This is a genomic window from Streptomyces sp. NPDC043952 (assembly GCF_056435325.1).
The window spans coordinates 17217-40512 of record NZ_JBWKES010000018.1 but is presented as its reverse complement, the minus strand read 5'-3'; the positions used below and the strand labels follow the sequence as shown (position 1 = coordinate 40512).

General features: G+C 71.4%; 25 protein-coding genes, 1 tRNA gene and 1 pseudogene. 19 read left to right on the top strand and 8 right to left on the bottom strand.

Annotation, left to right across the window (positions count from 1 at the left end; genetic code table 11):
• Positions 1–72 precede the first annotated feature (72 nt).
• Both AC069R_RS21175 and AC069R_RS21170 read left to right on the top strand, forming a co-directional pair.
• On the top strand, positions 73–789 hold the full coding sequence (locus AC069R_RS21175) for a molybdopterin-dependent oxidoreductase (protein WP_478768365.1): 717 nt from the start codon (positions 73–75) through the stop codon (positions 787–789).
• Positions 773–1405: a cytochrome b/b6 domain-containing protein gene (locus AC069R_RS21170; protein WP_478768364.1), complete on the top strand. Its 633-nt coding sequence runs from the start codon at positions 773–775 to the stop codon at positions 1403–1405. The genes AC069R_RS21175 and AC069R_RS21170 overlap by 17 nt, the downstream gene beginning before the upstream one ends.
• 104 nt (positions 1406–1509) lie before the next feature.
• On the opposite strand, the gene AC069R_RS21165 is transcribed toward AC069R_RS21170, so the two are convergent.
• Together AC069R_RS21165 and AC069R_RS21160 are read right to left on the bottom strand one after the other, a co-directional pair.
• Positions 1510–2907, bottom strand: a complete 1398-nt coding sequence (locus tag AC069R_RS21165) for a GntT/GntP/DsdX family permease (protein WP_478768363.1) — start codon at positions 2905–2907, stop codon at positions 1510–1512.
• Positions 2908–2945: 38 nt separating this feature from the next.
• A complete protein-coding gene (locus AC069R_RS21160) occupies positions 2946–3470 on the bottom strand; it encodes a gluconokinase (protein ID WP_397986744.1) in 525 nt (174 codons plus the stop codon).
• A 141-nt stretch (positions 3471–3611) separates the two neighbouring features.
• On the opposite strand from AC069R_RS21160, the gene AC069R_RS21155 reads away from it, so the two are divergent.
• Complete coding sequence (locus AC069R_RS21155) at positions 3612–4313, top strand: FadR/GntR family transcriptional regulator (protein WP_478768362.1); 702 nt, start codon at positions 3612–3614, stop codon at positions 4311–4313.
• A gap of 16 nt (positions 4314–4329) precedes the next feature.
• Here AC069R_RS21155 and AC069R_RS21150 read toward each other — a convergent pair whose 3' ends face one another.
• Positions 4330–4707, bottom strand: a complete 378-nt coding sequence (locus AC069R_RS21150; RefSeq protein WP_478768361.1) for a YchJ family protein — start codon at positions 4705–4707, stop codon at positions 4330–4332.
• A 160-nt stretch (positions 4708–4867) separates the two neighbouring features.
• Between AC069R_RS21150 and AC069R_RS21145 the strand changes: the two genes are divergently transcribed.
• Both AC069R_RS21145 and AC069R_RS21140 read left to right on the top strand, forming a co-directional pair.
• Complete coding sequence (locus tag AC069R_RS21145; protein ID WP_478768360.1) at positions 4868–5182, top strand: dsRBD fold-containing protein; 315 nt, start codon at positions 4868–4870, stop codon at positions 5180–5182.
• Positions 5183–5190: 8 nt separating this feature from the next.
• Complete coding sequence (locus AC069R_RS21140) at positions 5191–6501, top strand: phosphoribosyltransferase family protein (RefSeq protein WP_478768359.1); 1311 nt, start codon at positions 5191–5193, stop codon at positions 6499–6501.
• A gap of 40 nt (positions 6502–6541) precedes the next feature.
• On the opposite strand, the gene polX is transcribed toward AC069R_RS21140, so the two are convergent.
• From polX to AC069R_RS21125, 3 genes are all read right to left on the bottom strand, one after another.
• Positions 6542–8266 carry a DNA polymerase/3'-5' exonuclease PolX gene (polX, locus tag AC069R_RS21135; RefSeq protein WP_478768358.1) on the bottom strand — a complete coding sequence of 575 codons (1725 nt, stop codon included), beginning with the start codon at positions 8264–8266 and terminating at the stop codon, positions 6542–6544.
• Positions 8250–10004, bottom strand: a complete 1755-nt coding sequence (locus tag AC069R_RS21130; protein WP_478768357.1) for a hypothetical protein — start codon at positions 10002–10004, stop codon at positions 8250–8252. Before AC069R_RS21130 ends, polX begins: the two co-directional genes overlap by 17 nt.
• A gap of 196 nt (positions 10005–10200) precedes the next feature.
• Positions 10201–12336: a hypothetical protein gene (locus AC069R_RS21125; RefSeq protein WP_478768356.1), complete on the bottom strand. Its 2136-nt coding sequence runs from the start codon at positions 12334–12336 to the stop codon at positions 10201–10203.
• A gap of 117 nt (positions 12337–12453) precedes the next feature.
• Between AC069R_RS21125 and AC069R_RS21120 the strand changes: the two genes are divergently transcribed.
• From AC069R_RS21120 to AC069R_RS21075, 10 genes and pseudogenes are all read left to right on the top strand, one after another.
• The gene (locus AC069R_RS21120) at positions 12454–12906 is read left to right on the top strand and encodes a hypothetical protein (RefSeq protein WP_478768355.1); all 453 of its coding nucleotides are present in this window, start codon (positions 12454–12456) and stop codon (positions 12904–12906) included.
• 39 nt (positions 12907–12945) lie between these two features.
• On the top strand, positions 12946–14076 hold the full coding sequence (locus AC069R_RS21115; protein WP_478768354.1) for a methyltransferase: 1131 nt from the start codon (positions 12946–12948) through the stop codon (positions 14074–14076).
• A 228-nt stretch (positions 14077–14304) separates the two neighbouring features.
• A complete protein-coding gene (locus AC069R_RS21110; RefSeq protein ID WP_478768353.1) occupies positions 14305–14514 on the top strand; it encodes a hypothetical protein in 210 nt (69 codons plus the stop codon).
• Positions 14498–15010 carry a DUF6879 family protein gene (locus AC069R_RS21105; protein WP_478768352.1) on the top strand — a complete coding sequence of 171 codons (513 nt, stop codon included), beginning with the start codon at positions 14498–14500 and terminating at the stop codon, positions 15008–15010. The genes AC069R_RS21110 and AC069R_RS21105 overlap by 17 nt, the downstream gene beginning before the upstream one ends.
• Positions 15007–15581: pseudogene (locus AC069R_RS21100) on the top strand (Scr1 family TA system antitoxin-like transcriptional regulator). The gene AC069R_RS21105 and the pseudogene AC069R_RS21100 overlap by 4 nt, the downstream one beginning before the upstream one ends.
• Before the next feature lie 412 nt (positions 15582–15993).
• On the top strand, positions 15994–16131 hold the full coding sequence (locus tag AC069R_RS21095) for a hypothetical protein (protein WP_478768351.1): 138 nt from the start codon (positions 15994–15996) through the stop codon (positions 16129–16131).
• A gap of 14 nt (positions 16132–16145) precedes the next feature.
• A complete protein-coding gene (locus AC069R_RS21090) occupies positions 16146–17333 on the top strand; it encodes a cupin domain-containing protein (protein WP_478768460.1) in 1188 nt (395 codons plus the stop codon).
• Complete coding sequence (locus tag AC069R_RS21085; RefSeq protein ID WP_478768350.1) at positions 17330–18235, top strand: aldo/keto reductase; 906 nt, start codon at positions 17330–17332, stop codon at positions 18233–18235. The genes AC069R_RS21090 and AC069R_RS21085 overlap by 4 nt, the downstream gene beginning before the upstream one ends.
• Positions 18216–18647, top strand: a complete 432-nt coding sequence (locus AC069R_RS21080; RefSeq protein WP_478768349.1) for a hypothetical protein — start codon at positions 18216–18218, stop codon at positions 18645–18647. The genes AC069R_RS21085 and AC069R_RS21080 overlap by 20 nt, the downstream gene beginning before the upstream one ends.
• Entirely contained in the window at positions 18644–19063 is a 420-nt protein-coding gene (locus tag AC069R_RS21075; RefSeq protein WP_478768348.1) for a hypothetical protein, read from the top strand. Before AC069R_RS21080 ends, AC069R_RS21075 begins: the two co-directional genes overlap by 4 nt.
• Positions 19064–19182: 119 nt before the next feature.
• On the opposite strand, the gene AC069R_RS21070 is transcribed toward AC069R_RS21075, so the two are convergent.
• A tRNA-Leu gene (locus tag AC069R_RS21070) sits at positions 19183–19270 on the bottom strand.
• Positions 19271–19481: 211 nt separating this feature from the next.
• Here AC069R_RS21070 and AC069R_RS21065 point away from each other — a divergent pair.
• The 3 genes from AC069R_RS21065 (at position 19482) to AC069R_RS21055 (ending at position 22156) form a co-directional block, all read left to right on the top strand.
• The gene (locus tag AC069R_RS21065; protein WP_397986753.1) at positions 19482–20807 is read left to right on the top strand and encodes a M20/M25/M40 family metallo-hydrolase; all 1326 of its coding nucleotides are present in this window, start codon (positions 19482–19484) and stop codon (positions 20805–20807) included.
• Positions 20808–20971: 164 nt separating this feature from the next.
• Positions 20972–21205 (top strand): chaplin ChpH, encoded by a 234-nt coding sequence (gene chpH / locus AC069R_RS21060; RefSeq protein WP_085563988.1) that lies wholly within the window; start codon positions 20972–20974, stop codon positions 21203–21205.
• 141 nt (positions 21206–21346) lie between these two features.
• Positions 21347–22156: a chaplin gene (locus tag AC069R_RS21055; RefSeq protein WP_478768347.1), complete on the top strand. Its 810-nt coding sequence runs from the start codon at positions 21347–21349 to the stop codon at positions 22154–22156.
• A gap of 106 nt (positions 22157–22262) precedes the next feature.
• Here AC069R_RS21055 and AC069R_RS21050 read toward each other — a convergent pair whose 3' ends face one another.
• On the bottom strand, positions 22263–22451 hold the full coding sequence (locus tag AC069R_RS21050; protein WP_028801646.1) for a DUF5703 family protein: 189 nt from the start codon (positions 22449–22451) through the stop codon (positions 22263–22265).
• 47 nt (positions 22452–22498) lie between these two features.
• Between AC069R_RS21050 and AC069R_RS21045 the strand changes: the two genes are divergently transcribed.
• On the top strand, positions 22499–23287 hold the full coding sequence (locus AC069R_RS21045; RefSeq protein WP_478768346.1) for a hypothetical protein: 789 nt from the start codon (positions 22499–22501) through the stop codon (positions 23285–23287).
• Positions 23288–23296: the final 9 nt, after the last annotated feature.

Below are 23296 nucleotides of genomic sequence, written 5' to 3'. Positions count from 1 at the left end.
CATTCCTTACGAATCCCTGACCCGCGCCCCGCCTCCCTGGTCACCCCGCGTCCCCGGTGTTCGAATGAGGAGGTGAACCCCGAACCCCCCGAGGAGCGGGACGGCACCCCCGTCGGCCGCCGCGTCTTCCTCGGCACCCTCGGCCTGGGCGCCCTCGGCGTGCTCGCCGCGCCCACCCTGCAACGCGCCCTGGAGAGCCTCGCGGGCGACGACCCGACCGGCCTGACCGGGCTGCTGCCCAACGGCGGCGGCTTCCGCTACTACTCGGTCGCCGCCTCCGTCCCGCACAAGAACGCCAGTGACTACCGCCTGACCGTCGGCGGCCTGGTCGACCGCCCGCGCGCCTACACCCTCGCCGACCTGCGCGCCCTGCCGCAGACCCGGCTGGTCAGGGACGTCCAGTGCGTCACCGGCTGGCGGGTCCCCGGCACCCCCTTCGAGGGCGTACGCCTCGCCGATCTGCTCGACGCCGCCGGGGTCCACCCCACCGCCAGGGCGATCCGCTTCACCTGCTTCGACGGCACGTACTCCGAGAGCCTCACCCTGGACCAGGCCCGCCGCCCGGACGTCCTGGTCGCCCTGCGCATGCAGAACAAGGACATCGGCCACGACCACGGCGGCCCCGTCCGCCTCTACGTCGCGCCCATGTACTTCTACAAGTCCGCCAAGTGGCTCTCCGGCATCAGCGTCACCGACCGCGTCGAGCCGGGCTACTGGGAGAACCTGGGCTACGACGTCGACGCCTGGGTCGGCCGTTCGAACGGACGCACCGATGAGCCTACGAGCTGACACCCCGGCCCGCCCCGCCGCCCGGATCCGCCGCTTCTCCCGCGCCGAACGCTGGGTGCACCGGGCCACGGCCGCGCTGATGGGCGTCTGCGTGCTGACCGCGGCCGTCCTCTACATCCCCCAGCTCGCCGTCCTGGCCGGCCGCCGCGAACTGGTCGTCCGCGTCCACGAGTGCGCCGGGCTCGCCCTGCCCGTCCCCGTCCTGCTGGGCCTGGCCTCCCGCGCCTTCCGCGCCGACCTGCGCTTCCTCAACCGGTTCGGCCCGCACGACAAGGTCTGGCTGTGGGCCGCGCTGAGCCGCGACCGGCGCCACGAGGCGCGCCCGGCGGGCAAGTTCAACGCCGGGCAGAAGATCTACGCCGCCTGGATCGCCGGGGCGACCCTGGTCATGCTCGGCACCGGCCTGCTGATGTGGTTCACCCACCTCGCCCCGCTGGTCTGGCGCACCTCCGCCACCTTCGTGCACGACTGGCTCGCCCTCACCATCGCCGTCGTCCTCGCCGGCCACATCGGCATGGCACTGGGCGACCCGGAGGCACGGAAGGGGCTGCGCACGGGAACGGTCAGCCAGGAGTGGGCGAAACGCCGGCACTCTTTGTGGCGCCCGCACGAGTAAACGCTCCCGGCCCACGGAAACGCCAAGCGCTCCCGGCCCACGGGAAGGCCCGCCCCACGGAAGCGCATTCCAGGGGGCGGGCCTGCAACCTCGTACCGCCGTCGCTACACCACCAGCGACAGCAGCAGCACCAGCGCGCCGCCGACCACCGACAGGATCGTCTCCATGATCGACCACGTCTTGACGGTCTGGCCGACGGTGAGTCCGAAGTACTCCTTGACCAGCCAGAACCCGGCGTCGTTGACGAAGCTGAAGAACAGCGAGCCGGCGCCGATCGCCAGGACCAGCAGCGCGGTGTGCGCGGTCGACATGTCGGCCGCGAGCGGGGCGACCAGACCGGCCGCCGAGACCGTCGCCACCGTCGCCGAGCCGGTGGCGAGCCGGATCACCACGGCGATCAGCCAGGCCAGCAGCACCGCCGGGATCGACCAGCTCCTGGACACGTCCAGGATCATCTGGCCCACGCCGCAGTCGATCAGCGTCTGCTTGAAGCCGCCGCCCGCGCCCACGATCAGCAGGATGCCCGCGATGGGCATCAGGCCCTTCTCCACCGTGGCCTGGAGCCGCTCCTTGCTGAACCCGGCGGGCCGGCCCAGCGTGAAGAAGCCGACGATCACGGCGGCGAGCAGGGCGATCAGCGGGGCGCCGATGACGTCGAAGGCGCGCTGGGTGGTGTTCGCGGGATCGTCGACGACGATGTCCACCAGTGCCTTGAGCAGCATCAGCGCCACCGGCAGCAGGATGGTGACCAGTGTCGCGGCGAAGCTCGGCCGGCGCGTCAGCTCCTGCGAGGGCCGCTGCGGCAGCATCCGCTCCGGCGCCGGGACGTCCACCCAGCGGGCCGCGACCTTCGAGAACAGCGGACCGCCGACGATCACGGTCGGGATGGCCACCAGGATGCCGAACGCCAGCGTCACGCCCAGGTTGGCGTGCAGCGCGGAGATCGCGACCAGCGGGCCGGGGTGCGGCGGGATCAGGCCGTGCATCACGGACAGACCGGCGAGCGCCGGGATGCCGATGCGCATCAGGGAGTAGTTGCCGCGCTTGGCGACCATCAGCACCACCGGGATCAGCAGCACGATGCCGACCTCGAAGAAGATCGGCAGCCCGATCACGGAGGCGATCAGCACCATCGCCCACGGCATCGCTCGGCCTCCGGCCCTGGCCAGGATCGTGTCCACGATCTGGTCCGCGCCCCCGGAGTCGGCGAGCAGTTTGCCGAGCGTGGCACCCAGCGCGATCAGCACACCGACGCTCGCGACCGTGGCGCCGAGCCCGGTGGTGAAGCTCGTGAGCACCTTGTCCAGGGGCGCTCCGGCAGCCGCGCCGAGCGCCAGCGACCCGATGGTCAGCGCCAGGAAGGCATGCAGCTTGAACTTGGTGATGAGCAGGACGATCACCGCGATGCCCACCAGGACGGCGATGCCCAACTGGGCGTGTCCTGCGGTGGAGATCGGCGGAGGAGTGTCCGCTGCCAGCATCTCGACGCTGAGTCTGGTCACGGGGGTTCCTTGCGGTTACGGGGAGTTGGGGAGGGACGCTACTGCTGCGCGGATGCGGTGGACAGCCGGTCCAGCGCCCGTACGGCGCGTTCGGCGATCTCCTCGGGTTCGCCGCCGACATCCACGGCGACGCCGGCCTCGTCCGGCCCGAGAGGCTCCAGCGTGGCGAACTGCGAGTCCAGCAGCGCGGTCGGCATGAAGTGGCCCTGCCGCCGCGCCATCCGGTCCTCGATCAGCTTCCGGTCGCCCGTCAGGTGCACGAAGACCACTCCGGGCGCCACCGCCCGCAGCCGGTCGCGGTACGCCCGCTTCAGCGCCGAACTGCTGACCACCCCGCCGAGCCCCGCCCGCCCGTGCGCCCAGTGGCCGATGGCGTCCAGCCAGGGCCCGCGGTCACCGTCGTCCAGCGGGATACCGGCCGTCATCTTGTCGATGTTGGCCTTGGGGTGGAAGTCGTCGCCCTCGGCGTACGGGACGCCCAGCCGCGCGGCGAGCAGGGGACCGATCGTGGTCTTGCCCGTCCCCGCGACGCCCATCACGACGACGACCTGGGGGGTTCGCATGTACTGCCTCGCTGTCTTCCTCGACATCCGACGCCACGACGGCGTTGCCACACTGAAACCCATTAGGTACGACGAATTCAAGAGTCTGTGACGTATAAGTCTGACTTTTTGTTTCCGTGACCCACGCCGTACGCTGAGTGCATGAGCACACCGGGCCGGGGGCTGCACGGCCGCGTACTGGACTCCCTCGGCCCCGCGATCACGGCGGGCGAGTACCCGCCGGGCAGCATTCTGCGCACCGACGAACTCGCCCAGCACTTCGAGGTGTCACGCTCCGTGATGCGCGAGGCGGTGCGGGTCCTGGAATCCATGCACCTGGTCGAGTCCCGCCGCCGGGTGGGCGTCACCGTCCGCCCCAGGTGCGAGTGGAACGTCTACGATCCGCAGGTCATCCGCTGGCGGCTGGCCGGCGCCGACCGCCCCCACCAGCTGCGCTCGCTCACCGTGCTGCGCTCCGCGATCGAACCGGCCGCCGCCGCGCTCGCGGCCCGGCACGCCACCGCCGAGCAGTGCGCCGAACTCACCGAGTGCGCGCTCGGCATGGTCGCCCACTCCCGCGGCCACCGGCTCGCCGAGTACCTGTTCCACGACGTCGCCTTCCACCGGGTCATCCTCACCGCCTCCGGCAACGAGATGTTCGCCCGCCTCGGCGACGTCGTGGCCGAGGTGCTGACCGGCCGCACCCGGCACGAGGTCATGTTCGAGGACCCCGACCCGGCCGCCGTCACCCTGCATGTCCAGGTGGCCGAGGCGGTACGTGCCCGCGACGCGGCCCGCGCCGAGGAACTCACCCGCCAGATCACCACGGGCGCCCTCCAGGAACTGGACATCCTGGCGCCCTAGCCGGGACACACGGGTCCTACTCCAGGAAGTCCCCGTCCACGTACATCCATGCCCCGGCCACCCGCTCGAAGCGGCTGCGTTCATGCAGGGAGCCGCCCCGGTAGGAGGCGCGGAAGGTCACCGTCCCGGTGGGGTGGAAGGCGGAACCATCGGTGCCGTCGAGGATCTCCAGGCCGGTCCACCGCATCCGGGGATCGAGGTCGAGCCGCTCGGGCCGGGTCCGCGGATGCCAGGTGCGCAGCAGATACGCTGTGTCGCCCTTGACGAAGGCGCAGTACCGCGAGCGCATCAGCAGCTCGGCGGTCGGCGCGCTCGCGGCGCCCGAGTGGAAGCGGCCGCAGCAGGCGTCGTAGGACTGCGGCAGTCCGCAGGGGCAGGTGGCGCGCGTGGTCATGCGCCCCATTGTGCCGGGTCCGGGGCAGGGGAGGCGTCCGCCGCCGGGCGGGTGCACAGTGGAGAACGGGCGGACCCACGCAGCGCAGACGGGCGGGCCCACGGCGGACGCCCGGCCCGACACGCCCGAGGCCCGTGCCGCGAGGGAGGAGGGACGGACCATGACCCGACCCGTGAGCAGCCACCACCCGCCGGCCGTCAAGGAGTGGCGGCTGAACCTGTACCTGTCCGAGCACGACCCGGACACCACGGCCCGGATCGTCCTGGACACCGGGGACAACGTCCTGGAGAGCCACGCCGAGGCCCGCCGCAGCCCCGACGACCGCGACATACCCGAGATCGGCGACGAACTCGCCGCCGGACGCGCCCTGATCGCCATGGGCCGGCTGCTGGTGCGCGCCGCCAACGGCGACATGCGGGCGCTGGGCGCGGCCGACGACGAGAATCCCGCGCCGCTCTGGCTGCCGGGGGAGTGAGGCCCGTCGTGCGGTTCCCCGACCGGCTGGAGGCGGGGCGCAGGCTCGGCGCCCGCCTGGCGCACCTGCGCGGCCAGGACGTGGTGGTGCTGGGACTGCCGCGCGGGGGAGTACCGGTGGCCGCCGAGGTCGCCGCCGCCCTGGACGCCCCGCTGGACGTGTGCCTCGTGCGCAAGCTCGGGGTGCCGTACCAGCCCGAACTGGCGATGGGCGCGATCGGCGAGGACGGCGTACGGGTGCTCAACGCGGACGTGCTGCGCGGCACCGGCGTGCGCGACGAGGAACTCGCGCGGGTCGGGGAGCGCGAGCGCCGGGTCCTCGCCGAGCGCGCCGAACGCTACCGGGGCGCATGCCCCTCCGTCCCGCTCGCCGGCCGCACCGCCGTGGTCGTGGACGACGGGGTGGCCACCGGCTCCACCGCCCGCGCCGCCTGCCAGGTGGCCCGCGCCCGCGGCGCCGCCCGCGTCGTGCTCGCGGTCCCCGTCGCCCCCCGCGACTTCGCCCACCGCCTCGGCGGCGACGCCGACGACCTGGTCAGCCTGCACACACCCTGGGACTTCGCCGCCGTCGGGCAGTTCTACGACGACTTCGCGCAGACCGAGGACGCGGAGGTCACGGCGTGTCTGCGCCGGGCACGGCGGCGCCGTACGGACCCCGCACCGGAGGCCGCCGTACTCGCCGGCGCCGCACGGGAGGTGACCGTGCCGACCGGTGCCGTACGGCTGGGCGGCAGCCTGACCGTGCCCGAGGGCGCCACCGGCGTCGTCGCCTTCGCGCACGGCAGCGGCAGCAGCCGGCACAGCCCCCGCAACCGGCACGTCGCCGAGGGCCTGCACCGTGCCGGGCTCGGCACCCTGCTGTTCGACCTGCTCACCGACGCGGAGGCACAGGAGCGGGACAACGTGTTCGACATCCCGCTGCTGGCCGGCCGGCTGCTCGCCGCCACCCGCTGGCTGCGCGCGGAGCCTGAGACCTCCGGCCTCGCCGTCGGCTACTTCGGCGCCAGTACCGGCGCGGCAGCCGCCCTGTGGGCCGCGGCCGAGGGGCACCCCGCCGCCGTCGTCTCCCGCGGCGGCCGCCCCGACCTCGCCGGACCCCGGCTGCCCGAGGTCACCGCGCCCACCCTGCTCATCGTCGGCGGCGCCGACCCGCTGGTCCTCGACCTCAACCGGGCGGCACAGGCCCGGCTGCGCTGCGAGAACCGCCTGGAGACCGTCCCCGGCGCCACCCACCTCTTCGAGGAACCGGGCACGCTGGAACGGGTGACCGACCTGGCCCGCGACTGGTTCACGGACCACCTGGCACCCACGCACGTCTAGGGTCCTCCGCACCCTCGCCGTACGCACCGCTCCCTGAGGCTCAGCGCCCGCCCTTGCGCAGAAACCGCCGCAGCCGGGTCAGCGGCCAGGTGTTGATCACCTCGTCCGGGGTCAGCCAGCCGCGCTGGGCGGTGCCGATGCCGTACCGCAGCTGCGCCAGCTGCGGGACCGAATGCGCGTCGGTGCTCACCGCGAACCGCACCCCGTGCGCCCGCGCCCGCAGGATGTCCTCGTCCCCGAGGTCCAGCCGGTCCGGCTGGGCGTTGACCTCCAGCGCGGTCCCCGTGCGCGCGCAGGCCGCGAACACCTCGTCCCAGTCCGCGTCCACCCCCGGCCGGCGGCCGATCAGCCGGGTGGTGGGATGCCCGAGGACGTTCACGTACGGGTTCTCCACCGCCCGCACCAGCCGCCGTGTCATCGCCTTGCGCCCCAGGTCGAAGTGCGAGTGCAGCGAGGCCACGCACAGATCGAAACCGGCCAGGAACGCGTCCGGCCAGTCAAGCCCGCCGTCCGGCCCGATGTTCAGCTCCGTACCGTGCAGCAGCCGCATCCGGCGGTGCGCCCCGTCCAGCTCCCGCAGCCGCTCCCGCTGGGCGAGCACCTTCTCGTCCGTCATCCGCTGCATGGACATGTCCGGCGCGTGATCGGTCACCGCGTAGTACGCGTACCCGCGCCCCGCCGCCGCCTCCACCATGGCGTCCAGCGACGCGAGACCGTCCGTGAGATCCGTATGGGTGTGCAGGTCACCGCGGATGTCCCGCTCGGTCACCATCCGCGGCAGCTCCCCGCGCAGCGCCGCCTCGATCTCCCCGCGGTCCTCCCGCAGCGTCGGCGGGATCCACGGCAGCCCCAGCCGCGCGTACACCTCCTCCTCGGTGCGCGACGCCACCGACTCCCCGCTCTCCGTGTCGAACACGCCGTACTCCGACAGCTTCAGCCCCCGGTGCACGGCGATCGTGCGGGTACGGATGTTGTGCGCCTTCGAACCCGTGAAGTACTGGAGCCCCGCGCCCCACGACTTCGGCGGCAGCACCCGCAGATCCACCTGGAGCCCCTTGCCGGTGCGCACCGACGTCTTCTTCGTGCCCCGCGCGATCACCTCGGCCGTGCCCGGCAGCTCGCACAGCGCCGCCATGAACGGCGCCGACTTCCCCGCCGCCACCAGGATGTCCAGATCCCCGACGGTCTCCCGCATCCGCCGCAGCGACCCCGCGTACCCGCACCGCCGGCACCCGGTCACCCCGCCCAGCGCGCCCACGATCTCCTCGGCGGTGTCCAGCGCGAGCGACAGCGGCACCCGCGCCCCCGCCTGCCGCAGCAGATCGATCCCGTGCCGGATGTTGCCCTGCGTCTTCTCCCCGAACCCCTTGAGATCGGCCAGCCGGTCCGCCTCGATCGCCGCGGCAAGCTCGCTCACCGAGGAGATGTGCAGGTCCTCGTACAGCCGCAGCGCCTTCTTCGGGCCGAGCGTCGGGATGGTGATCAACTCCCGCACCCCGGCGGGAATCCGGGCCCGCCGCTCCTCGACGGCCGCCATCTTCCCGGTGCGCAGGTACTCGATCACCTTCTCGGCGATCGACCGCCCCACGTTCGGGATCTCCCGCAGCCCCTGTTCGTCCAGCTTCGAGACATCGGCCGGATACCCCCCGACGGCACGCGCCGCCTTCTCGTAGGCGCGCGCCTTGAACGCGTCGCCTCCGGTGATCGCGATGAGATCGGCGTACTCCCTGAGCACCGCCTCGACCTCGTCATTGATCCGGGCCACCCTCCAAGTCTAGGGACGAACCGCCCTTCGGGGAGATTCCGGACTCTCCGGCGACGGGCTTCGTGAAGGCCACCCGGATGCTGCGCCGGCCGGTACGCACCACCAGCCCGTTGACGAGTTCCGCGCCGCTCCTGCCCTGCGTCAGCCACAGGTTGACGGCCGCGCCCAGCAGCAAGGGGTCGAGTTCCGGTCGCGGCGCACCCCAGGAACGGACCGTGCGGGCCTCGAACAGGATGTCCCGCAGCCATACGACGGCGGACGTCTCGTCGATCCGCGCGACCAGCACCGCGGCGCCGGGCCTCCTCGGCGCCTCGCGCAGGCACCACTCGGCCGGTGCCGGCTCCGCGACGGCGACGGTGCGCGCGACCACGTCCGCGCTCTGCGACCACAGCGGGTGGGGCGACTCCGCGGCCACGGCGTAGAACCCGCGCTCCTGCCCCTGGCCGCCCGCCACCAGGGGCCAGCGCCGCACCTCGACCGAGCCGTCGGGCCGCACGGCCCCGGTCGCCTCGTACGCGGTGGGCGGGCGGTGCCGCTCCGGCTCCGGGTCCGGGACCGGCCGCGGCTCGGGCGGCTGCCGGGGCAGCCGTACACCGCGGTGGGCCAGGAACTCGTACATCCGGCGCTGGGTCAGTTCCCCGGACTTGTCGATGTCCGCGAGCTGGCTGTCGATGACGGGCCGCAGCGCATCCGGGTCGTGCTCCCGTTCGGCCTTCAGCAGCTGCGCGTGCAGATCGCCCTCGGGATCGAGCCTGGGCGCGGTCCGCCCGAACGCGGCGGCGGGCGAGGCGGGGTCGAGTTCCTCCATCCCGTCGGCGGCGAGGAGCGTGACACGCTCGGCGGCGGCGGAGTAGAAGGTGGTGCTTCCGTGATCGCCGATGACCCAGTCGCTGGCCACGACCGCCGCCCGCCACCCCTCCTGCGGGGGTATCACCATCAGCCCCGCCTCCATGGGCCCGCGCAGCCGCTCCAGCACCGACGACCAGGAGTGCCTGGCCCACACATTGGGGTGGAAGACGGCCGCCACCGCGAACTCGTCGGCGGGCAGGGCGGTGACGAGGTCGAGCGGCAGCCGCGGGTGCCGCCCCAGCAGCGAGTGCTCGCTCCAGGTGGAGTGGATCACCACCAGACGGCGCCCGTCGGCCACCCCCAGCCGCGCGCGGTACCAGTCGCGCTGTCCCTCGCTGTCCTTGATCCGCTGAAAGCACCAGTCGCCGATCACCTCCGCCCGCGGCACGGCCTCCGGGCAGGTCCTGAACAACCTGGCGAGCTGGTCGTGGTGCGACAGGCCGATCGCGGCGGGCACCACCTTGCCGCGGTGCACCAGCTCCCTGCGGGACAGGCCCGCGGGCGAGGTGGCGTCCCCGGTGGACTCGCTGACCAGGCGGTTGTAGCCGGCGCCGTGCGGCATCACCATCAGGGGAGCGTCCAGCCGGCGCATCGACGGATGCACGGCACAGGCGACCGCCAGATGGAAGGAGCGGCGCGTGGCCTCCTCCCAGGTCAGCACGTTCTGGCCCACCACGGACGCCAGATACTCGTGCAGACCGTCGGCGAAGGCCGAACCGGGATTGACCGTGTAGTACTTGGCGATGCCGTCCTCGACGCGCAGCAGGTCCATGACGTCGAGCACACGGGTCGCCGAGGTGAGGGTGCGGGCGACCCCCAGCACCTCCGCCTTGGGCGGCGGCCAGGTGTTCCAACGCGAGTGGCCGCGTGGCTTGCGCGAGCGACGCATCAGGGGCAACGGTCCCTCCGGGGCTCAGATGATGGGGGTCGGAACGGGTGCGCGAGGGCGGTCGATCTCCCCGGCCGGTACGAACGGCCCGGCCGCTACGAATGGCCCGGCCGGTCGGCCATCTCGGTCGCGTCGATCGGATTCGGTCGCGTCGATCGGCTCAGTGGCGTCGATCGGCTCAGTCGCCTCGATCGGCTCAGTCGTCTTCGGACGGCACTCCCACACCCCTGTGCAGTTCACGCAGCTTCGCCTCACAGGCGGCGCGGAGCGTCAGGTCGCTGGTGTCGGCGGCCAGTTGGGACAGCACCCCCAGCGCCTGGTCCAGCTTGGCGTACTGCTTGCGCTCGCTCGCCTGCTCCGCCGCGCGCATCGCCGCTTCGGCCGCCGGCCCGAGCCGGTTCAGCCCCCGCAGGGCCTTGGCCCGGACGATGTCGATGCGGGGCAGCATCGAGACGTCCCCGCTGCCGACGGCCGTCGCCCTGGCCTCGTCCAGCACATCGAGCGCGTCCTGCGGGCGCCCGGCGGCGACGAGCGCCTGGCCCACGTTGTACGACTGCACCACGACTCCGTGCGTGTCGGCACGGGACGCGTTGGCCTCCAGCGCCCGGCCGAACAGGGCATGGGCGTCCTCGGGCCGTCCGGCGGCCAGGGCGACGAGCCCCTGCGTCTCATGGATCATGCCGCTCAGCCGGGCGTCCTCGACCCGGTCGAGCAGCGCCGCCGCGCGGTCCAGTTCCCGGCCGGCCTCCTCGTACGCCCCCAACTCGTAGTGAGCGCGCGCCAGTTGGTTGCGCATGCGGACTTCGACGTCCACCCGCCCGCAGCGCCGGGCCGCCTCGATCCCCGCCGTATGTGCCTCGATGGAGTCCAGATGGTGCTTGCGGCTGTGGTACAGCGCCCACAGGGACTCGCACAGCTGCCACACCGGCTCGTCCCACCGCTCGTCCACCGCGGCCCGCAGCAGGGCCAGCAGGTTGCCGCGCTCGGCGTCCAGCCACTCCAGCGCCTCCGCGCTGTCGGTGAACAGCCGCTCCCCAGGCGAGAGTTCCGCCAGCGAACGGGCCGGCGGCGCCTGGAGCCGGAAGCGCCCCGCACCGAGCACGAGAATGTCGGCATGGGCCGCGGCCGCCACGTAGAACTCGGCCGCGGACCGCAGCACGGCGCGGCGCTCCGCCACGGGAAGGCCGCTCGCCTTCTGCCGGGCGTGCGCCCGCACGACCTCGTGCGGGCGGAAGCGGCGCGGCCTGTCAGCGGAGCGGACGACGACCAGCAGATGGCCCGTGAGCAGTTCACCGACCGCGTCCTCGACGGCCGGCACGCCCGCGGCGGCCGCGAGAGCGGCCGTGACGGACGTACCCGGCAGACAGCCGAGAAGCAGGTAGAGCTGCCTGGCGGGGTCGGAAAGACCCGCGTAGGTCATGTCCAGGACCGTGGTCACCGATGCCGTCCCGTCCTGTGGAGCCGGTAATCCGGTGGTGTCCAGGGCCCGTACCGCATCGGCCAGCCCCAACTGCGGGCGCTGCGCCAGCCATTCACCGACGGCACGAAGCGCCAGCGGCAGACCGCTGCAGCGTCGGACCAGGGTGCGCGCCGCGTCGTCCGCGTCCGGGACGCGCCAGCTGTGCACGAGCTCGACCCCGGCCCGTTCGTCGAGCGGTTCCACCCCGATGGCCACCGCGCCGTCCATGGTCAGCGCGGGCAGACCGGTGCGGCTGATGGCCACGAGAAGACCGGAAGCGGGAACGAGCGGGCGGACCTCCGCCGCCTGCCGGGCGTTGTCGACGACCACGAGGGTGTGGCGTTCGGAGGTGACACTGCGGAACAGGGCGGTGCGCTCGCCCAGGCCCGCCGGGACGAACTCCGGGTGCACCCCGAGAGAGCGCAGGAAACCGGCCAGCACGCCGCTCACGTCGACGGCACCGTCCCGTCTGCCCTCATCCAGATCGACGTAGAGGTGGCCGCCGGGGTACGACGGTTCGAGTGCCCGTGCCACCCACTGCGCCACCAGCTGCGTCTTGCCCACCCCCGAGAGCCCGGACAGGACCACGATCCCCGGCACCCGCGAATCCCGCAGGGCGTCCGCGACCGACCGCAGGCGGTCGATCTCCTTCGTCCGGTTGACGAACGCCGAAGTGGCCGGGGGAATCTGACGCGGCGCCACACTCGGCGGGGCGGGCGCCATGACCAGTGACTCCACCCGGCCCGCCATCACGAGCGGCCCGGTGATCACCGCATTCCCCGAGACCGAGTTGTGCGTGGTCGCCGCCGCCCCCGCCTCGCGCTCGTCGTCCACGCCGATGCCCTCCGCCTTCTCGTCTGCCGGAAGTGTCAACGTACTACCCCTGACCGGCTGTTCCGAGGCCGCTCGCCCGTGGCAGCCGCGGTTCTCCGCGACATATCGTGGACGACCCTGGGCGAACCGGCCACAGGACGCGTACGAGGGGGCTCCATGGAAGCGGAACTGGTGACACTGGTCGGAACCGGAGCGACGACGGTGGTCGGCCTCATGGCCACCGAGGCGTGGGAGCAGGCGAAGCGGCGTCTGGTGCGGATCTTCGCGCGCGGCGGCGAGGCCGACGCGGTGGCCGGGGAACTGGAGGAGTCCCGCACCGCCCTGGCCACGGCCGCCGGGACCGCCGACGAACAGGACCTCACCTCCGACCTGACGGCGTCGGTACGGCTCCGGCTGCGCCGCCTGCTGGAACAGAACCCCGACGCGGCGGCGGAACTCCGGCTCCTGGTGGAGGAGTTCGCCCCTCTCGTGCAGGCCGGCCCGCCCGGCGCGGTGCACAACAGCATCACCGGCGGCACACAGCACGGCCCGGTGATCCAGGGGCACACCTTCACGAACCTCACCTTCCACGCCTCCGGCCCGTCGACCGGCCCCGCACAAACGCCGTGAACGGCCGGACGGTCCCCCAACTCGGGGATGATGAGGAGGATGAGTACAGAACAGACCATTCGCTGGCTGGAGAGTCCGGGGGAGGAGCGCCGCGCACGGTGGCGGTCGGTGAGCGGGGCGCCGCCGCCGGGACGCGTCGTGGTGGCCGATGACGGCACGAAGGCGGACAGCGCCTTCCGCCTGGCGTGCGAGGGCACCGCGCTGTTATGGCAGGGCGACTTCCACAACGCGCGCCAGTTACTGGACGCGATGGCCCGCCGCGCCGACCGGAAACGGCCGGGACCGGGGTCCTCCGCGACGCAGGACTTCCACCTCTACCGACAGGCTCAGTCACGTCGCGCGAGGATCCTCGGCATGCTGCTGGTACCGGTCGGGGCCGGGCATGTCCTCCCCCTGCGCAGGGCCCCCGACGTACGACTGGCTTGCGAGGGCGCGTACGGCGGCTCGGACGAGCCCTATGTCGTGCCCCTGCGCGAGCTGCACGGGGTGATGGGGGCCGCGGAGTGGCGCAGGAAGGGCGTCCACGTCCCGGCGCTCGACGAGTCGATCACCCCGCACTACGGCGTGTTCTCCCCGGTGCGGGGCGAGTACGTCGACCTGGTGGCCGAAGCGCCGCTGCCGGCGCGGTCCACGGCCTTCGACATCGGCACGGGCACCGGTGTTCTCGCCGCCGTGCTGGCCCGGCGCGGTGTCCGGCGGGTGGTGGCGACGGACTGCGACGCGCGGGCCCTCGCCTGCGCACGGGAGAACATCGCCCGCCTCGGCCTGTCCGCCACCGTGGACCTCCGGCAGGCCGACCTGTTCCCGCCCGGCCGGGCCTTTCTCGTCGTCTGCAACCCGCCCTGGCTCCCCGGCCGGGCCCGCACCCCCCTCGAACACGCCGTCTACGACCCCGGCAGCCGTATGCTCCGCGGCTTCGTCGAAGGACTCCCGGCGCACCTGGAGCCGGGCGGCGAGGGCTGGCTGATCATCTCCGACCTCGCCGAACACCTCGGCCTGCGCCCCCGCACGGAACTGCCCACCCTCTTCGCCGAGGCCGGCCTCACCGTGCTGGACCGCCTCGACACCCGGCCACGCCACCCCCGCGCCGGCAACCGCGACGATCCACTGCATGCCGCGCGCCGCGCGGAAGTGACCTCCCTGTGGCGCCTCACAGCGACCACCACCTGAAACCAACGGCGCCCGGAACCTGAGAGGGCTTGTGAAGCGTCCCTCAGATTCCGGGCGCCGACCGTCCCGACAGCCAGAGAAACGCCTCCTCCGAGGCGGTCCGCCATGGTCAGGCCCTGTTTATGCAAGGACGCGCATAGTCGCTTTCACGCGTAGACGCGTGATGCCGCCCCTCTCTACTGTCGTTGGCCAGGCGGCCCAGACGGGGCTGGAGCAAGGGGGTTTGGCATGTCCGAACGTTCGGCACTCACCCGGCTCACGGGCAACGGCAACGGCGAGTGCGGAGAGAAGGACTGCCCGAACGTGTACCGCACGGCCACGGGATCGTTCGTCGTGCAGGGCGACGTGTCCGACGCCTTCACCCCGGCCGCCGGGGAAGGGCTCGTGGAAATCCCGGAGTCGGTTCTCAGGGAGGCGTTTCGTGCACTTGGATGGTGACGCGTGGAATGACTGCTTCGATTCCATGGAGCGTGAGGCGTGGCGGCTGGAAACGCTGCCCGTCTACACCATGCCCCAGGAAGCGGAGAAGCTGAAGCGCTTCCTCGCCGGGGAGAAGTCCCCCGACGATTACGCGTCGGCCTGGATGGACGAGCTCCGGCAATGGGGCTTGGAAGGAAAGAGTGTCGGCAGGGTCCACGTCGTGACCCGCCCGCTCTCGGACTATCTCCGGTTCGAGTTCGAGTACTACTACCGGCACCACGTGAAGGCAGGCGAGGATATCCGCATCCTCGACCTCACGGACCGGGAGAATCCGGGACTTCCGGATCAGGATTTCTGGATGTTCGATGAGTCCAAGGTGGTCCTGATGAACTACCGGGCGGACGGGACTCAGATAAACCGGGAACTGTACGAGGGTGATCCCGAGCCGTACCGGCAGTGGAAGCGGATCGCCGTTGCCGAGTCGGTTCCATTCCTGGAGTACGTGAGCGGGTGACGTTCGACCCTGAACAGTTGGGGCAGCCGAAGCAAGAATTGGCCGCCCTGTTGAAAGAACTACGCAAGCGAGCCGGCCTCACTGGGGACCGGCTCGCTCGCAAGACCTGCGCTCGCTACGGCGAAGGGGGCTGGAGAAGAAGCAGACCGAACTTGCCGCGCTCGAATCCTCCTCTACCGAGTTCCGTTTCTTCCTGCTCTCGATGATTACGGGACTGCTGTCCACCCCTGAGTACATCCGGGCCAGCCTCGCCCATTCCCCGGCTGATGTCACTAAGACGATCGCGAGGAAGCTGGAGCGGCAGGAGGTTCTTTACGAAACGAAGAAGCGGTTCACCTTCATCCTCACCGAACAGGCCGTGAGGTGGCCACTCCTGCCCCCGGCCGCGATGGCGATGCAGATTGACCGGCCCCTGGCCACTGTGGAGAACACCACCGGAGTCGTGATCCTGAGAGATCCACGCGACATCGAAATGCATGTGGAACTGTTCTCGACACTGGAGGGGTACGCGCTGTTCGGGGCCGAAGCGCGAGCCTTGTTGACGGAGTGGGCCACCGCCTGCCGTTCATGATCTTTAGTCCATGACGGGAAAGAACCACACAGCCGCCGCTTTCTAGGCCAATGATATTCCCCATGGCAGCGACCGAGCGAAACGAAAAGTGGGTCCGCTACGGCGTGGGGTGGCGACTGGGGTATCGGCGGAGTTTCGGCTCTGACGCTGGTGTGCGCTCATGACGACCGGGCGCATGACTCTCCGGGTGTCCTATGAAGGGGGCCGGACGTACGGCCCGGTGCGCACGGTGCAGGTGGACCCCAACAACGCGGTGATCTTGAGTTCGCCCACCGAGTACTCGCCGTGCGGGTGCCCTCGGTGCACGGGGCGCCCGTCGTCGCCGAGGTCGGCGTCCGCCGCGCTCGTCGCTGTCTCTTCGCTTCCTGCCGGAATCCCGGTGGGAGTCCCCGAGAAGAGAGAGGTAAGTCCGATGGTGGAAGAGAACACCACGTCGGCCGCCCCCGAGGGCGGTGGCCTGCTCGTCGCGAAGCGCAAGATCGTGGCCGCGCGTACCCGTGCCGAGCAGGAGTCGGACGTCAGCGGTGGCCGTTCCGACGGCAACGACTGACGGGAGCGCCCATGTTGGTTGACGCAGCCTCGTGGGCGGGGCGTCTGGGCGGGGACAAGTTCCTCGCCCGGACGTACCACCGCTCCTACGCGCACTTCCCCGGAGCCCCCGACACGGCGGAGCTGTTCTCCTGGGACGACCTGAACCGGATCATCGCCACGCAGAGGTTGGAGCCGCCCCGGCTCCGCCTGTCGGTCGACGGTGAGATGGTTCCGATCCACCGCTACGCGATCCCGACCACGAACCGCCGGTCGGTCACGTGGTCCCGCATCCAGCCGTCCGACTTCCACGCCCAGCTCAGGGACGGGGCGTCGCTGGTCCTCGACGCGGTGGAGCAGATCCACCCCGCCGTGGGGGCGGCTGCTGAGGGACTGGAACGCTTCCTCGGGACTTCCGTGCAGGCCAACGTGTACGCCTCGTGGACCGAGCGGGAGGGCTTCGGCCGGCACTGGGATGACCACGATGTGGTGGTGGTCCAACTGCACGGCTCGAAGCGGTGGCGCCTGTGGGGGATGACCCGTGAGGCGCCCACCTTCCGGGACGTGGAGTCGCCGGAGAAGCCGGAGGGCGACCCGGTGGCGGACCTCGTTCTGTCCCCGGGGGACGTGCTCTACCTGCCGCGCGGCTGGTGGCATTCGGTCACCGCTGACCAAGGGACGGAATCCCTCCACCTGACTTTCGGCATGGTCACGCATACCGGCGCTGACCTCATGCTGTGGGTCGTCGATCAGCTTCGAGCGTCCCTTGCCTTCCGTAAGGACATTCCACGGTTCTGCTCGCTGGCGGAACAGTCGGACTTCATCGAAGCCGTGCGTGGTGAGGTGGCCGGCATGATGGCGGACTCCCGCCTTGTGGAGCGGTGGGCGGAGTCGATCGACACGACCGACCTGGGCCACGCGGTTCCCTCGCTGCCGTACGTGGACGGGCTCCCCGCCCGGAGGGAGATCACGGTCAAGCTCACCGCTCCGAGGGGTCGCCTGACCCCGAACCGAGCAGAGGGCACAGTCACTTTCTCGGCGGCCGGTACCGCGTGGGACTTCGCCGAGTCCGCAGCGCCCGTGCTCGGAACGCTGCTGACCAACCAGCCGACCACGCTCGGGGAGCTTGCCGACTCCGCCGGACTGGAGGTCAAGGACGTGGCCGAACTGGTCTCCGCCCTCATCGAAGGCCATGCCGTCGCAGTCGTGGGGACCGCGCTGTGACCGCCGCGCTCTGCCTGGGGACATACCGCGTGCGTGCCGTCAGTCAGGCGGCACGCACCGCCCTGGCTGCCGGTAGCCCGTGGGTGGACACGGCACCCAACTACGCCCATGGTCGGGCGCATGAGGAGTTGCGCCCGGTTCTCGGGGAGTACCCGACCGTGCGGGTAGCCACGAAGACGGGGTTCTTCACGGCGGAGCAAGGCCGCACGGCCCTGGCCGAAGGCGTGCTCACCTGGTACGAGACGGCCAGCAGGCACAGCCTTGAACGGGGCTTCGTCCGATGGCAGACGGAGCGCTCGTTGGCCACGCTCGGGCGTGTGGACCTGGTGTTCGTACACAACCCGGAGCACCACGGGCACGGCCTTGACCGTGCTGCTCTGCACCGGCGTGTACGGGAAGCCTTCACGGCGCTGGAAGAGTTCGCCCACGCGGGCAGGGTCGGCGGATACGGCGTCGCCACCTGGTCCGGCCTTACCTCCGGAGCGCTCAGCGTCCCCGAGTTGCTCACGCTCGCCCGGCAGGCGGCCGGTTCCGCCGAGCATCACTTCACGGGCTTGCAGATGCCCGTCAGCCTGATCATGGACGCCCCGATCACACAAGCCCTGAACGGCGGCGGACCACTGGTACAGGCGAAGGACGCGGGGCTGATCACGTTCGGCTCTGCGCCCCTGCAAGGGGGCGAACTCCTCGACGCCATGACACCCGAACTGGTGAACCTCATCCGCCCCGGCCTGTCGGCCGCAGCCGCTGCCCTGCTGGCCGCTGGCTCGTGCCCTGGCCTCGATGTCGTCCTCACCTCCGCGAGTACCCGCGAGCACTGGGACGATGTGGCCAAGGCTCTGGCTGCGCCGCTGACGGCCCGGGAACTCAGGAGGGTGACGGATGAACTCGCCGGGGAATGAGGAGGTACAGGCTCTGATGGAGGCCGCCCACGACCGGGCGGCCAAGGCACTGGCCCTCACCTGCACGGGGCCGCCGGCGTGGGGCTTCCTCGGTGTCACGCTCGGACGCCGAGCGGGGGACCGGTGGCTGCGGGTCAGCCGGACGGCGAAGAGGAACGCGGGCAGGAAGGCGGGGGAAGGCATCGTCGGCGCCTCGGAGCTGGTGCCTGACGGCGTGCCCCACCCCCACCTGTACGCGGTGCATGACTGGACTGACGGCGAGTGGGCCTTCCAGTCGGAAGTCCTGGACTACCTCACGCAACCCATCGTGTCCCCGGACCGAGCCGACATCGACCACGACCCCGGCTTGCCTGACGAGTGGGGGCGGACCTTCGCCGAGCCCTTGCCTTGCTCGCTGAAGCGGAAGGGGTGAAGGTCACGGTCCGGGACGGCTGGATCGAACGGGCCTTCCCCCAGTTCCTCGGCGTCCCGGCCCCCGCCAAGGTGGAGCGGGTGACCGGTCACGGTGACCTGCACTGGGGCAACCCCACCGCCGCGCCCCTGTGCCTGCTGGACTGGGAGCGGTGGGGACAGGTGCCCTTCGGCTATGACGCGGGGCTCCTCCACGCCAACAGCCTGCTTGTTCCCGACCTAGCCGCCCGCATCCGCAAGGAGTTCGCGGCGGTCCTCGACACCCCCGCCGGCCGAATCGGGGAACTCGCGGCCCTGGCGGAGATGCTGCAGGCCGTAGCCCGTGGCTGGTACCCCGATCTTGCACTCCACCTGGCTGCCCGAGCGGAGGCGGGAGTGCGCCCGCCTGTTCCGGTGCACTCCGAGGTGGGTGCCTGACCGCACCACGGTCAGGATGACGGACTGGTTGAGGACGGCTGTCCTCGGCCGGTGGTCACGTGGTTGGTCGCGCCACAGCCGGAGAAACAGAAAAACCCCAGGTGAACTGGGGTCTCTGCTGGTGTCCGAGGGGGGACTTGAACCCCCACGCCCGATAAAGGGCACTAGCACCTCAAGCTAGCGCGTCTGCCATTCCGCCACCCGGACAAGGTGTCTGTCGTGCGCGGTTCCCTCGGCGGGGTTTCCCTCGCGGCGACAGGGAAAACATTACCAGGCTTTCCGGGGTGGCTGATCACCCCCCGGTCCGCGGCGGGCGGGCGTGAACGGCGTGTGACGGGCCGGGACCGGTCTTGGGCCCGGACCCGGCCCGGAGAGAGGATGAGGGGGACCCAGCAGCAGGTAAGCGGGAGGAAGCAGCGTGAGCGAGAAGGACACGGCCCAGGGCGTCACCGGTGAGGACGAGGTCGTGGACCTCTGCCGCGACCTGATCCGGTTCGACACCAGCAACTACGGCGACCACTCCGGACCCGGCGAGCGCCAGGCCGCCGAGTGGGTCGCCGAGAAGCTGGCGGAGGTCGGCCTGGAGCCGAAGATCTACGAGTCCCACCCCGGCCGCGCCTCCACCGTGGCCCGCATCGAGGGGGAGGACCCCTCCCGGCCCGCCCTGCTCATCCACGGCCACCTTGACGTCGTACCGGCCAACGCCGACGACTGGACCCACCACCCCTTCTCCGGCGAGATCGCCGACGGATGCGTATGGGGCCGCGGGGCGGTCGACATGAAGGACATGGACGCCATGACCCTCGCGGTGGTGCGCGACCGGCTGCGCAGCGGGCGGCGGCCCCCGCGCGACATCGTCGTCGCCTTCCTCGCCGACGAGGAGGCGGGCGGCACCTTCGGCGCCCGCCACCTGGTCGACCACCACCCCGAGCTGTTCGAGGGCGTCACCGAGGCGATCAGCGAGGTCGGCGGCTTCTCCTTCACCGTGAACGAGCAGCGGCGGCTCTACCTGATCCAGACGGCCGAGAAGGGCATGCACTGGATGAAGCTCACCGTGGCCGGCACCGCCGGGCACGGCTCCATGATCCACCGGGACAACGCCATCACCGAGCTGTCCGAGGCGGTCGCCCGCGTCGGCCGGCATAAGTTCCCGGTACGCGTCACCAAGACCACCCGTGCCTTCCTCGACGAGCTGGGCGACGCGCTCGGCACCGAGCTGGACCCCGAGGACATGGAGGCCACCATCGCCAGGCTCGGCGGCATCGCCAAGCTGATCGGCGCGACCCTGAGCAACACCGCCAACCCGACCCAGCTGAACGCCGGTTACAAGGTCAACGTCATCCCCGGCGAGGCCACCGCGCACATCGACGGCCGCTTCCTGCCCGGATACGAGGAGGAGTTCCTCGGCGACCTCGACCGGCTGCTCGGCCCGCATGTGCGCCGCGAGGACGTGCACGCCGACAAGGCCGTGGAGACCAGCTTCGACGGGGCGCTGGTCGAGGCCATGCAGTCCGCGCTGCTCGCCGAGGACCCCATCGCCAAGGCGGTCCCGTACATGCTCTCCGGCGGCACCGACGCCAAGTCCTTCGACGATCTCGGCATCCGCGGCTTCGGCTTCGCCCCGCTGAAGCTGCCGCCGGAGCTGGACTTCGCCGGCATGTTCCACGGTGTGGACGAGCGGGTGCCGGTGGACGGCCTCCAGTTCGGCGTGCGGGTGCTCGACCGGTTCATCGACGCCTCCTGAGCGGCTGCCGGGCGTTCGAGCCGGACCGCCGGGGTTTCGGGCGCCCGTTCGAGATCGACTGAGAAGGGTGAATGCGACCATAAGCTCGTAGCTCCATTACTCCCTCCTCGTTACAGGTGATGCGACCCCGCACCTTGGGGCCGCATTGCCAACGAGGAGGAATAATGATCAAGAAGGTCGTCGCTGCCGCGGCTGCCACCGGTGGGCTGGTTCTCGCGGGCGCGGGCCTGGCCGTCGCCGACTCCGGTGCCCAGGGTGCCGCCCTGCACTCTCCGGGTGTCGTCTCCGGCAACGTCATCCAGGTGCCCGTGCACGTTCCGGTGAACGTGTGCGGCGACACGATCAACGTGATCGGGCTCCTGAACCCCGCCTTCGGCAACACCTGCGTCAACAGCTGACGCCGGTTCCCCGTAGGGGCTTTCCACCCCGAGGGGCGTCTTCTACCAGCCGTCGGCCTCGGAGCGCGCGCCATGCGCTCCGAGGCCGACCGGCCTTTTCCCAGACAGTGAAGGCAAGCGAAGGCAGGGGGGTACGCAGCAATGCGACAAGGAACCCGTAAGGGTCTGATGACCATGGCGGCGGCGACCGGGGTACTCGCCGCCGCGACCGGTATGGCACACGCGGACGCGGGCGCGTCCGGTGCCGCCACCGGCTCACCCGGCGTCCTGTCGGGCAATACCGTCCAGGCGCCGGTGCACGTGCCGGTGAACGTGTGCGGCAACACCGTCAATGTCGTCGGGCTCCTCAACCCGGCGGCGGGCAATGCCTGCGCCAACTCCGGCGGCGGCCACGGCGGTCAGGGCCACGGCGGCTCCGGAGGCTCGGCCGCCGGCGGCCACACCTCCGGCTCGCCGGGCGTGGGATCGGGCAACACCGTCCAGGTGCCGATCGACGTCCCGGTGAACGTGTGCGGCAACAGCGTCGACGTCGTCGGCGTGGGCAACCCCGCCACGGGCAACGACTGCGCCAACAGCGGCGGGACGCACGGCCGTCCACCGGGCGGCGGCCACACCAGCCCGCCGAGCAACCCCGGCCACCCGAGCCACCCCGGTCACCCGAGCCACCCCGGTCACCCTGGCCACCCGAGCCAGCCGGGCAAGCCGTCTCAGCCGGGTAAGCCGAGCCAGCCGGGTACGCCGAGCAAGCCGGGCACCCCGCACCAGCCGGGCACCCCGGCGACCCCGCCCGCCCACCAGGTGCACGTTCCGCAGGTCCCCTCGGCGTCCCTGACCACGGGACAGCTCGCGCACACCGGCAGTGACCTGCCGCTGGGCCTGGCACTGCCGGCCGGCGCGGGCGCCCTGATCGCGGGCGCCGTGCTCTACCGCAAGGCACGCGCCAAGGCCTAGCCGCGGGCGATCACCCCGCGACGGACGGCGAACGGGGAGCGGGTCCGGCCAGACCGGCGGGCCCGCTCCGCGTCGTTCGCGCCCCCTTCGCCCTCAGCGTCCTGTCTCACCAGGTGGCCCGCACCTGGCGGATGATCCGCCGCCGCAGCCGAACCTTGCGGCTGCCGTCGCGCAGCAGGCTCAGGCGGTCCAACTCCCAGTGTCCGTACTCGGCATGGTCCGTCAGCAGACGTGTGGTCTCCTTGCGGGACACCCCGCGAGGCACATACACGTCGACAAATTCGTATTCCGGCATCGCATCTATTGTGCGGGCTGGTGCCCGGTACGGATAGCGTCTGCACTATGTCTGATGCTGCGCAGCCCACCGCTGCCGAGGTACGTGCCGCCGCCGAGGCGATCAAGACCGCGCTCGACCGTCACCTGGCGGCGGTCGAACGCAGGTCAGGAGACGACGACCCGGCCGTTTTCGAGGCGTTCAACCAGCTGGCCGCGGCCGCCGAGGTGTACGACGAGCTGCTCTACGACCGCTACGACGAGGTCACTCCCTTCGAGATCCCCGGCGCCGAGGAGACACTGCCCCCGTACGCGGGCCCCGAGGAACCCCATGCGATCAGCGTGCTGATCCGCCGCGACTACACCGTGGCGGAGCCCCAGCGGCTGCTGGCCCAGGCCGAGCGGGTCGAGGCCGCGGACGACTTCGAGGACCTCGCCGGCCTGGACGAGGACGCCGCGGGCACCGTCCCCGGCGCGCTCAGCCTGCTGTTCGGCGAGTTCGAACCCGACGAGATCGCCTCCCGCCACAAGGAGTTCGGCCTGGAGGAGGGCGACTCCACGCTCTGGGTCACCGCGGCCGAGGAGCCCCCGGAGGCCGGGGAATGGCTGGAGGCCCCCTTCGAGCACATGGATCCGCAGGCGGTGGTGTGCAGGTTCGACGTCAGCGCGGTCTTCGACGACGAGGACGACGACCACGACGACACCGACCCGGACGCCGAGGACGACGACATCGAGTTCGTGGACGACGAGGACCTGGACGAGACCGACGACGAGCACGACGAGCACGACGACGAGATCGGGAACGATCACGACGGCGGCGAGACCGGCGGCGTGGGCGTCCGGGGCCCCGGCAGGTGACCCCGGCGG

Coding starts and splice junctions, on each gene's coding strand:
- AC069R_RS21095 (WP_478768351.1), top strand. CDS start 15,994: ATGGTGGAAGAGAACACCACGTCGGCCGCCCCCGAGGGCGGTGGCCTG.
- AC069R_RS21150 (WP_478768361.1), bottom strand. CDS start 4,707: ATGACCACGCGCGCCACCTGCCCCTGCGGACTGCCGCAGTCCTACGAC.
- AC069R_RS21145 (WP_478768360.1), top strand. CDS start 4,868: ATGACCCGACCCGTGAGCAGCCACCACCCGCCGGCCGTCAAGGAGTGG.
- AC069R_RS21170 (WP_478768364.1), top strand. CDS start 773: ATGAGCCTACGAGCTGACACCCCGGCCCGCCCCGCCGCCCGGATCCGC.
- AC069R_RS21050 (WP_028801646.1), bottom strand. CDS start 22,451: ATGCCGGAATACGAATTTGTCGACGTGTATGTGCCTCGCGGGGTGTCC.
- AC069R_RS21080 (WP_478768349.1), top strand. CDS start 18,216: ATGAACTCGCCGGGGAATGAGGAGGTACAGGCTCTGATGGAGGCCGCC.
- AC069R_RS21045 (WP_478768346.1), top strand. CDS start 22,499: ATGTCTGATGCTGCGCAGCCCACCGCTGCCGAGGTACGTGCCGCCGCC.
- AC069R_RS21130 (WP_478768357.1), bottom strand. CDS start 10,004: ATGCGTCGCTCGCGCAAGCCACGCGGCCACTCGCGTTGGAACACCTGG.
- AC069R_RS21120 (WP_478768355.1), top strand. CDS start 12,454: ATGGAAGCGGAACTGGTGACACTGGTCGGAACCGGAGCGACGACGGTG.
- chpH (WP_085563988.1), top strand. CDS start 20,972: ATGATCAAGAAGGTCGTCGCTGCCGCGGCTGCCACCGGTGGGCTGGTT.
- AC069R_RS21115 (WP_478768354.1), top strand. CDS start 12,946: ATGAGTACAGAACAGACCATTCGCTGGCTGGAGAGTCCGGGGGAGGAG.
- AC069R_RS21055 (WP_478768347.1), top strand. CDS start 21,347: ATGCGACAAGGAACCCGTAAGGGTCTGATGACCATGGCGGCGGCGACC.
- AC069R_RS21110 (WP_478768353.1), top strand. CDS start 14,305: ATGTCCGAACGTTCGGCACTCACCCGGCTCACGGGCAACGGCAACGGC.
- AC069R_RS21160 (WP_397986744.1), bottom strand. CDS start 3,470: ATGCGAACCCCCCAGGTCGTCGTCGTGATGGGCGTCGCGGGGACGGGC.
- AC069R_RS21155 (WP_478768362.1), top strand. CDS start 3,612: ATGAGCACACCGGGCCGGGGGCTGCACGGCCGCGTACTGGACTCCCTC.